12 protein-coding genes are annotated in these 8,220 nt (G+C 29.8%); 6 read left to right on the forward strand and 6 right to left on the reverse strand.

All coding sequences use genetic code 11. The features are described from left to right. Positions 1-293: 293 nt before the first annotated feature. Positions 294-644 carry a hypothetical protein gene (locus BLV91_RS16590; RefSeq protein ID WP_091435300.1) on the reverse strand — a complete coding sequence of 117 codons (351 nt, stop codon included), beginning with the start codon at positions 642-644 and terminating at the stop codon, positions 294-296. Positions 645-697: 53 nt separating this feature from the next. On the opposite strand from BLV91_RS16590, the gene BLV91_RS16595 reads away from it, so the two are divergent. The 6 genes from BLV91_RS16595 (at position 698) to BLV91_RS16615 (ending at position 5,677) form a co-directional block, all read left to right on the forward strand. Beyond that, complete coding sequence (locus BLV91_RS16595) at positions 698-1,081, forward strand: hypothetical protein (RefSeq protein ID WP_091435302.1); 384 nt, start codon at positions 698-700, stop codon at positions 1,079-1,081. 640 nt (positions 1,082-1,721) lie between these two features. Next, positions 1,722-2,039, forward strand: a complete 318-nt coding sequence (locus BLV91_RS16600) for a plasmid mobilization protein (RefSeq protein ID WP_091435304.1) — start codon at positions 1,722-1,724, stop codon at positions 2,037-2,039. Further along, on the forward strand, positions 2,033-3,493 hold the full coding sequence (locus BLV91_RS16605) for a relaxase/mobilization nuclease domain-containing protein (RefSeq protein ID WP_091435306.1): 1,461 nt from the start codon (positions 2,033-2,035) through the stop codon (positions 3,491-3,493). Before BLV91_RS16600 ends, BLV91_RS16605 begins: the two co-directional genes overlap by 7 nt. A gap of 35 nt (positions 3,494-3,528) precedes the next feature. After that, entirely contained in the window at positions 3,529-3,657 is a 129-nt protein-coding gene (locus BLV91_RS17270; RefSeq protein WP_262488632.1) for a hypothetical protein, read from the forward strand. 17 nt (positions 3,658-3,674) lie between these two features. Further along, positions 3,675-4,070 (forward strand): hypothetical protein, encoded by a 396-nt coding sequence (locus BLV91_RS16610; RefSeq protein ID WP_091435308.1) that lies wholly within the window; start codon positions 3,675-3,677, stop codon positions 4,068-4,070. Continuing rightward, positions 4,067-5,677, forward strand: coding sequence for a type IV secretory system conjugative DNA transfer family protein (locus BLV91_RS16615; protein ID WP_091435310.1), 1,611 nt, complete (start codon positions 4,067-4,069; stop codon positions 5,675-5,677). Before BLV91_RS16610 ends, BLV91_RS16615 begins: the two co-directional genes overlap by 4 nt. A gap of 150 nt (positions 5,678-5,827) precedes the next feature. Here the strand turns inward: BLV91_RS16615 and BLV91_RS16620 are convergent, their stop codons facing one another. The 5 genes from BLV91_RS16620 to BLV91_RS16640 are packed head-to-tail and all read right to left on the reverse strand — an operon-like array spanning position 5,828 to position 8,043. Continuing rightward, positions 5,828-6,154, reverse strand: coding sequence for a type II toxin-antitoxin system RelE/ParE family toxin (locus tag BLV91_RS16620; protein ID WP_091435312.1), 327 nt, complete (start codon positions 6,152-6,154; stop codon positions 5,828-5,830). Continuing rightward, the gene (locus BLV91_RS16625; RefSeq protein WP_091435314.1) at positions 6,144-6,347 is read right to left on the reverse strand and encodes a DUF2683 family protein; all 204 of its coding nucleotides are present in this window, start codon (positions 6,345-6,347) and stop codon (positions 6,144-6,146) included. The genes BLV91_RS16620 and BLV91_RS16625 overlap by 11 nt, the downstream gene beginning before the upstream one ends. 35 nt (positions 6,348-6,382) lie before the next feature. Then, positions 6,383-6,568: a hypothetical protein gene (locus BLV91_RS16630; protein WP_091435316.1), complete on the reverse strand. Its 186-nt coding sequence runs from the start codon at positions 6,566-6,568 to the stop codon at positions 6,383-6,385. Positions 6,569-6,580: 12 nt separating this feature from the next. Further along, positions 6,581-6,970, reverse strand: coding sequence for a hypothetical protein (locus BLV91_RS16635; RefSeq protein WP_091435318.1), 390 nt, complete (start codon positions 6,968-6,970; stop codon positions 6,581-6,583). A 2-nt stretch (positions 6,971-6,972) separates the two neighbouring features. After that, positions 6,973-8,043, reverse strand: coding sequence for a replication initiation protein (locus BLV91_RS16640; protein WP_091435319.1), 1,071 nt, complete (start codon positions 8,041-8,043; stop codon positions 6,973-6,975). Positions 8,044-8,220 lie beyond the last annotated feature (177 nt).

The raw sequence follows: 8,220 nt of genomic DNA on the forward strand, positions 1-8,220 counted from the left end.
AAAAAGTTATATTGGATAGGGAAAAAGTTATATTGGATAGGGAAAAAGTTATTTAAACCTTTGCGATCACCTTTGTTTATAGTACTTAACAGACTCTAAAAAGGTACTGAAAATGTACTAAAATGACCTAAATACGAAAATGAAAAAAAAAGGATGTTTATTTAATTGAAAAACGTCAAAAAAGAGAAAATTTTTATTTCTAAAAAAAGAGAAAAAAAAAGAAAAAAGTAATAAATAAAAAAAGCAAACTAGGCGCGCGGAAAATTATTTGTAAACTATTGATAATCAGTAGTTTAGTTACTTTTTTTTATATTTTCTAGTAATTTAATTATATGAGGTAAAGGAACAGAAATAGAAACAAGTTTATCAGTTTCATTTAATAAAAAAGAATGAATAAATCCTGAAACGGATTCCCAACCATCATCAAATTTAATTCGTTTTCTGTTATGTTCTTGGAGAATAACTAATTCATTCATTATTAATTCTTCATCAAAACCAGAAACGTCTAGAGAAATATTTATAAAATTCCTGTTTATATCATTACGATTAGAAGCTTTCTCAAATTTTTCAATTACACTATCTTTAGTAATCTTTTTTTTCTTAATTTCAAACTTAATTAATTCAAGTATAAGATTGTTTTCCATTCTGTTTTTTTATGTGAAAATACATCATTTTTGTAAGTATAAATAATAATTTTATGGGGAAAAAGTCAAATTGGCATCTAGAAAACAAACCAATTGCTTATAAATTAACTGGTGGAAAATGTTCAAAATGTGAACATACTGGGAAGTTTGTAATACACCATAAAAATTATAAGCAGATAGAAGGAAAAGGTATTTATTCTTACTCATTTGAAGAATTACATTTAATGAAATTGGTAGAAGTTTTATGTTATAACTGTCATACAAAGGAGCATTTTGGAGATAATTTAGAGCATTGCTATTACTGTGGAAAAGTTACAGAAAAAGTAAGAAGTATGAGTTTAAAAATAGAGGTTGTTATTTGCAGGAAATGCTTTAGAGGTAAAGGCGGATTAAATGGTGATTTTACAATTGAAAATAACCAATTAAAACTATTTTAAATGAATACTGAACTTAATTTTTATCTCATTCATCTGCAAAAAATCCTCGTTTAGTTCGTTCCAAGGAACTCCTAAACTCACATCTTTGTTTGTTTCATTTCGCTAAGAATTATTAAAATCTCAACATACCGCAAAAAATAAGCTTTAAAATTACCTCGATTTTTTAATCAAATTAAGGCGGTTGTTTCGCCTTTTTTTGATTGAAAAATGAGGATAGCGACAGCGATTTTTATACTACAAATTAAGGTTGTTTTTGAGTTAAATTTTAGCTTCGGGTAATATCTCAATTCTAAAAAAATTCTAAATAATTTCGTATATAAAAAAAGCTTTTTTTATATAAATGTATAAAAAAGAAAGCCTTATAAAAATATATAAATGTATATAATTTATGCTTTTTTATTTGGGGGATTTGGAGAAATTATTTTGTAGAAGATTTATTTAGTATTACATTGGCGGTAATTTAGGAGCGAGGGGCGTAAACGTATATACATTTTGCATTGCAAATGTATATTCTTATTACGACCCTCGCCCTACGGGGTTGAATTTTTTTAACGCTACGCTAAAAATTCTAAAAAAAAAGAACAGGACAAAAAACCGCTTCGCAATTTTCTGATCCTTATTCTAAAAAAAACAAATCCGAATGAATAAAAAACAAAATCCAAGATTAAAAAATATAGTCATTCGAGTAAATGACAAGGAGCAAAAAGACATCGAAATTAACGCTAAAAAATTAGGTTTAAGCGTTTCAGATTTCGGCAGACAATTAATGTTGAAAGGTTCAGTTTTGGCAGTTCAAAAAAATGAATCTGAAAATTTGAGTACAGGAGTTGACAGGCGCACAATTATCGGGGTTGCCAATAATTTAAATCAGCTAACAAGATACGCTCACGAAAGAAAGGAACTTCCCGAAATTGAAAATTTATTAAAAGTTCTTGAAAATATAATTTCTAAATGGTAGTAGGAGTAAGCACAGGAAACGGCTTTAAGGGAACAATTTCTTATGTTCAAAAGGAACACGAAAAAAATTTAGAACAAGAAAAGAAACCCGAAATCATAGAAAAAAATAATATCTATGGTAATACTCAATCTATGGCAAAACAGATGAGATTTGTCGCCAATGGTAACAGCCGAATGAGTAAGCCAGTAATGCACCTTTCAGTTAATTTTAGTAAAGATGAAAAGCTAAGTGAAGCACAGCGACAAAAGGCCGTGCAATCAGTTCTTAAAGAAATGGGGGTAAAGTCTGAAAATCATCAATATTTAATAGCCAAGCATAATGACACGGCTAATCCTCATTATCACATTGTTTTAAATAAAGTTGATTTAGACGGCAAGAAATTAAATTTAGGATTTGACGGAAAAAGAGAAGAATTTATAAAAAACAGGCTTCAAGTCATAGCGGATAAAATCGAGCAAGAGCAAGGTTTAAAACGTACAGAGGGCAGAAATATAATCTATGATAATACAACAGAAAAAGGATATAGATTTTTAACAGCTGAAGAAAAAGCACAACGAAAACCAAGAGAGAAAAAAGTCGTTTTAGATAAAAATTTAAACAAAAGAAATCAGCAAACGGATGTTAAAAATGAAGTCGAAAAAGTTTTAACAGATAAAAATATTTCTTCTCCAGGGGCATTCAAAACGGCCCTGGAGAAAAAAGGTATAGACGTTAAATTTTCAGAGAATAAAAACGGAATTTTTGGGGTATCATTCAAAACGGATAAAATCAGCCTTAAAGGTTCTGAAATCGGGGCAAAATGGAACGATATAAACAAAGTTTTAGTTGAAAATAGCAAAGCGGTTCAAGAATCAAAAAGCGTTAAAAGGGAAGAAATAGAGAAGCATTTAAAAGCCGATTTATATAAAATAATTTCCCTTTGTCAATCGGTTGGAAGTGGCGCACACGTTAGCGGAATTTTGAAAAGGAACGGTTTTGAAGAAACTTCAAAAGGATATTCTTATAAAGTTAATGAGGTTAATTTATTAATTAAGTCAGACCTCGAAAACGGCATTATAAAAACCCTTTCACAAGTTCGAGATTTAACGGCTAAATATGAAGAAAGGAAAGCATACGAGAAAAAAATAAACCAAGCCAAACCGCTTGAAATAAAGCCTATTCCTTTTCTTTTCAACAGCAAAATAAAAGAAGAAAATTCCAAAGCTGAAATTTACAATAAACGTTTATCTCAAGAAAAAGAGAATATTATTAAAAACCCTGTTCGAGAGCCATTTATAGAAAATAAAGACTTGATTAATAACTATATAGAAAAGACCTCAAAAAGTGAAATTGTTGTAAATGAATCAAAAAACAAGCAGGAAAATGAATTAAGTCGATTTGAACAAATAAAGGCACAACGAGAGGAAAAAAGCCAAGACCAAGACCAAGAAAAAAGACAAGGTTTTAGACGCTAATAAAAAGGAAAATAAATTATAAAAATAAATTTAATATGGAAGATTTAAAAACAATTGAAAGTCTGATTTTGGCATTAGAAGAAAGTGGACATCTTGAATTAAAAATAAGTAAAGAAAGATTGATTATTTTAATCAATAAATACCTTACAGGTCAAGAAATTTAAACGCTAAATTTAATATTATGGAAACTAAATTATTTTACAATGCTTATGAAATCAACGCTTTGCGAGAGATAAGGAGAGCAAGCAAAAATAAATATAATACAGATTTGAACAAGCTAAAAGAAAATTTAGCTAAGAAAAATATTCACGTTGATTTTGAAGTAAAAAACGGAACATTGAGAAATATTTCTTTTAAAAAAAATGAATTTGAAATTAATTCAATTAAAGGCAATGACAGGGTTTTTACTGATAGAATAGTAAAAAGTGTTAATAACAATAAAAATAGCTTAGAACAGTCTAAAAAAGCGGAAAAAACAAAGGAATACAACCGCTTTGAGGAACTTAAAAAGCATCGGGAAGAAAGAACGCAATTATTAAATCGAGATATGTATAATACTAAAGGATTTTCAAAATGAAAAAAATCGAACACACGAACGCAAAAAAAAGAGAAAGAAGTTTAGGCAGTAAAATACTGCTCTATTCTGTTTTAGGTTTTTTTGGATTTATATTTTTAATTTCTTTTATCATGGCTTGGGGAAAAATGTCAAAGGGTTCAACAACTAAGCTTATTATATATGCTATTATTGGAGTTGGTATTTGGCAATATTTAAAATATAAAAAGAGGTCGGGAGGGGTATTTTTTGTAAAAAAAGAAACCAAAACGAATGATTTAAGTTTTTCTTTGAATGGAAGTGTAGCAATACCAAACCCATACGCAGGAATTTTTATAAGTGGTGGAGCAGGAGCAGGAAAAAGTAAATCAATCATAGAACCTTTAATTTATGACGCAGGAAAAAAAGGCTTTACAGGAGTTGTTTATGATTTTAAATTTCCCGAATTGGCAAGCTATGTAAATACAGCCTATAAGAACACTACTATTAAGCCTTATTTCGTCAATTTCTCAGATTTGAGCCGTAGTAATAGAATAAATCCGATTGCACCGGAATTGATGATTAATGATAGTTTTGCCCGGGAATTTGCATTCTCAATTTTGGCAAATCTTAATCCTACAATGATAAGTAAACCAGACTTTTGGAGTGAAAATGCAACGGCTTTGCTTGCTTCTGTTTTTTGGTATTTGAAAAAGAACCACCCTCAATATTGTACTTTGCCCCACGCTATGAGTATGATTTTACAACCAAATTTAGAGAGCCTTTTAAATACCTTAGACAAAGAGCAAAAATGTGCTGATATGATAGCGCCAATTATGACAGCATACGCAAATAAAGCCGACAATCAACTTGCAGGGGTATTGTCAAGCTTGCAAATTTCACTATCTAAAATAAACACCGAAGAAGTTTATTATTTGACTACTAAAAGCGATTTTAGTCTTGATTTAAATAACCCAAATTCAAAGGGCATTTTAGTAATAGGAAATACACCAACTTTAGCCAGTACTTACAGCCCTATAATTGGCTTAATTTTGACCTCAATTAGTAAGCAATTAAACCAACAGGGAAAAGAAAAAAGCGTTTTTATGCTCGATGAATTTCCAACGGTTTATGTTCCCAATATAGAACAATTACCAGCCACAGCAAGAAGTAATAAAGTCGCTACTATATTAGCCTGCCAAGACATTGCGCAAATGGTCGATAAATACGGACGAGATAAATCCGATACAATTTTATCTAATTTAGGAAATCAATTTTATGGTAGAACCACCAACCCACAGACCGCCCAGAGAGTAAGTCAATTATTTGGTAAAGCTGATAGATTAATGGCAACCCAAAGCAATAATTATGATAGAACTATTATAGGCGACCGCAGGAAAGGAAGCGGAGAAAGTTTTGCATACCAAGAAAGGGATTTAGTAAAAATTCAAGACGTTACAACCTTACAAACAGGCTCATTTTATAGTGTTTTAAGCGAGGGAGAAATAAAACAGGGTTTGAGTTCTATTCCTTTGAATAAAAGCTTTACAAAGACAGAAATTGAACCTTTTAATAATGTTTCAGCGGATGAAATAGAAAAGGCTTATTATCAAGTCAAAGAAGATATAAAAGAGATTTTAATTTCTCTATAAATCCAATATTAAACTAAAAAACATCTTCAAATATGAAGATGTTTTTTTAAGAAAGGATATTACTCGAAGTGCTAAAATATCGCTTCGCTATCCTCATTTTAAAAAAAGGTTTTTGAGCTGCAGAAAAACCTTTTTTTAAAATCGAGGGAATTAGATATAATCCTTAATGAGTTCCTCAATTTCTTTATCTGAAATATTGTCCTTATCTCCTTTGTTGTAAATAGAAAAAAGTAAAACTGTAGTATCGTTAATTTTTACAAAAGACATAACTCTTGCTCCTCCAGATTTGCCTTTGTTTTTGGAAGATATAGCCAAACGAATTTTGTAAATATCATTACCAAGAGGAATTCCTGTAGTTGGATTTTTTTCAAGCTCTTCAAAAAGACTTGCAAGGTCTGTTTTTAAAGAGGGATATTTTTTAGAAAGTTTTTTAGCTTCTTTTTTAAAGTTTTCGGAGAGTTCTATTTTATAACTCATTCAAAAAATCTTTAGCAAGAGTGGTTTTTAGCTTTCCTTTTTTAAAAAGTTGCATCTCTTCCAATCCGATTTTAATATTATCCAAAACAGTTCCTTCTTGTTTTGTTTCAAAAGACATCCCCAATTCCTTTGCTAAATTCTTCAAAATAGATAATTGGGTTTTATTTTTAGGGTGTAATATTATCGCTTCCATAGTGTTATAATTTTTACAAAGTTAGTTATTTTACTCTATTTATTATCTTTTGGTTCTTTAGTAATTAGTCCATCAATAACTCTAATAAAATTATAATTAGCATTACTAATGTCAGCACAAGATTGACCACATTTAGAACAAATTATCATTTCCATCTGTGGTTTAAGCTTTTTGTAATCAAACCCACAATAAGGACAAGTGCCAGGTTCATAAATTTTCATAACTCTATAATTTTATATTGATGATTCATCCAGTTTCTTCTCTTTAGCTTCAATAAAATTTCTTTGCTGCATCATATTTAGTATAAGCTCCATTTGCTTATTGTGACTTTCAGATGATTTTCGATGATACTCCAGCTGTTCTTTTAAAATATCATATTCCACTAACCTTTTGTGAAACTCCTGATACTCCTCTTCTGTAAAATATTCAACTCGATCAAACTCTTGGACAGATGTGTCCGTAGATTGTCCGAGATGTTCGGTTTTTAATATGGTTAACATTTTTTCTGAAACTTCGTAAGCCCCGTTATTTATATAAAAATAACTGTTTAAATATCTTCGGACAGACTTGTCCGACACATTTAAAATTTCGGCTATTTCTTTGCTGTTATATTTCTTTTCCATAGCTATACTGTTTTACTTTTTGCTATCTTAGAAATCTTATTTAAAATATTTTGTTGCGGGTTATCATCAGAGGTGTTTGAATTAATTGATTTAGATGCTTTTTTAGGCGCTATCTCTGTTTTAGCAACTACATCAACATAAGATAATATATCTTCGTTTAAAATATACCTAATGTATCTAGCGGTGTCATCTTTTATTCCTGCAGAAATAATTTCTCTTATACGTTTATTTAAAGGTTCAATTAGATTTGGATTTCTTTGAAGCTTGATAATAACATTATTAATAAAAGCATCATTTTTAGGCATTTTTTCAATGTTATATAGATTTTTAAATATGGGAATAAGTTCTAATAACATATCTTGAGTAGTTTTCACATTCATTGAATTTTTACGAAATAATTTAAAACGTAGTGTTTCTACGGTTCTGCCGTTTCTTTCTTCTGAAAACTCAAAGTAAACATCGCATTGACCAATGTCATAAAGGGCTTTTAATTCTCTTTTAGCTACCTGTAACACTTTTTCATTTAAAGAAGCATACATTTTGTATTTATCATTAAGGCAAAAAGAGTTTCTTAAATCGTCAACTCTTATTCTAAAACCATCTGTTCCGTGCCATTTTTGGCAAAGTTCATACATACGTTGCGACCATTTACTTTTTAAAGACATCGCAACATTTAGAGAATAAGGAGTGAATTCAGTACTGAGTTCTACAAGAAAAGGCATTAGTTTTCTAGAAACTTGAATTTCTGCAATCCCTTTTATAATTTCAGAATAGTTTATAAAACCGACCTCTAGCCATCTATCTTCTGTATCGTTCAGATACTCAAAAGAACGCATCCGTAAGGATTTTAATCCTTTTCTAACATCCGTTTGGGCATTTTCTTGATTAGTATCCTTGCAAAGTTTAGATATAGGTATTTTTAAAATTAAGTCATCGAATAAATCTCTTTGTCCAATAGTGTATTTATCCCGAACTTCTTTTATTATGTAATAAAACACTCTTTTTTCAATTAAATTAAGCTCATAACGAGAGGCTGTCAATCTATTGTCTTGGGCAATGGTAATTTCACGCATAATAGTTACTTTAAAAAGCGAATATAACTAAATTAAAATTAAGTAATGATAGTATAGTAATAAAAAGGGGTAAAAAACAGGGAAAAAGTTATATTGGATAGGGAAAAAGTTATATTGGATAGGGAAAAAGTTATTTAAACCTTTGCGATCACCTTTGTTTATAGTACTTAACAGACT

Origin of the sequence: Flavobacterium degerlachei (assembly GCF_900106645.1) — a bacterium.
Taxonomy (GTDB): domain Bacteria; phylum Bacteroidota; class Bacteroidia; order Flavobacteriales; family Flavobacteriaceae; genus Flavobacterium; species Flavobacterium degerlachei.

What these genes read in the sequence shown, in the direction of transcription:
- BLV91_RS17270 (WP_262488632.1), top strand. Translation starts at nt 3,529, where the DNA reads ATGGAAGATTTAAAAACAATTGAAAGTCTGATTTTGGCATTAGAAGAA.
- BLV91_RS16630 (WP_091435316.1), bottom strand. Translation starts at nt 6,568, where the DNA reads ATGAAAATTTATGAACCTGGCACTTGTCCTTATTGTGGGTTTGATTAC.
- BLV91_RS16595 (WP_091435302.1), top strand. Translation starts at nt 698, where the DNA reads ATGGGGAAAAAGTCAAATTGGCATCTAGAAAACAAACCAATTGCTTAT.
- BLV91_RS16610 (WP_091435308.1), top strand. Translation starts at nt 3,675, where the DNA reads ATGGAAACTAAATTATTTTACAATGCTTATGAAATCAACGCTTTGCGA.
- BLV91_RS16600 (WP_091435304.1), top strand. Translation starts at nt 1,722, where the DNA reads ATGAATAAAAAACAAAATCCAAGATTAAAAAATATAGTCATTCGAGTA.
- BLV91_RS16625 (WP_091435314.1), bottom strand. Translation starts at nt 6,347, where the DNA reads ATGGAAGCGATAATATTACACCCTAAAAATAAAACCCAATTATCTATT.
- BLV91_RS16640 (WP_091435319.1), bottom strand. Translation starts at nt 8,043, where the DNA reads ATGCGTGAAATTACCATTGCCCAAGACAATAGATTGACAGCCTCTCGT.
- BLV91_RS16590 (WP_091435300.1), bottom strand. Translation starts at nt 644, where the DNA reads ATGGAAAACAATCTTATACTTGAATTAATTAAGTTTGAAATTAAGAAA.
- BLV91_RS16620 (WP_091435312.1), bottom strand. Translation starts at nt 6,154, where the DNA reads ATGAGTTATAAAATAGAACTCTCCGAAAACTTTAAAAAAGAAGCTAAA.
- BLV91_RS16605 (WP_091435306.1), top strand. Translation starts at nt 2,033, where the DNA reads ATGGTAGTAGGAGTAAGCACAGGAAACGGCTTTAAGGGAACAATTTCT.
- BLV91_RS16635 (WP_091435318.1), bottom strand. Translation starts at nt 6,970, where the DNA reads ATGGAAAAGAAATATAACAGCAAAGAAATAGCCGAAATTTTAAATGTG.
- BLV91_RS16615 (WP_091435310.1), top strand. Translation starts at nt 4,067, where the DNA reads ATGAAAAAAATCGAACACACGAACGCAAAAAAAAGAGAAAGAAGTTTA.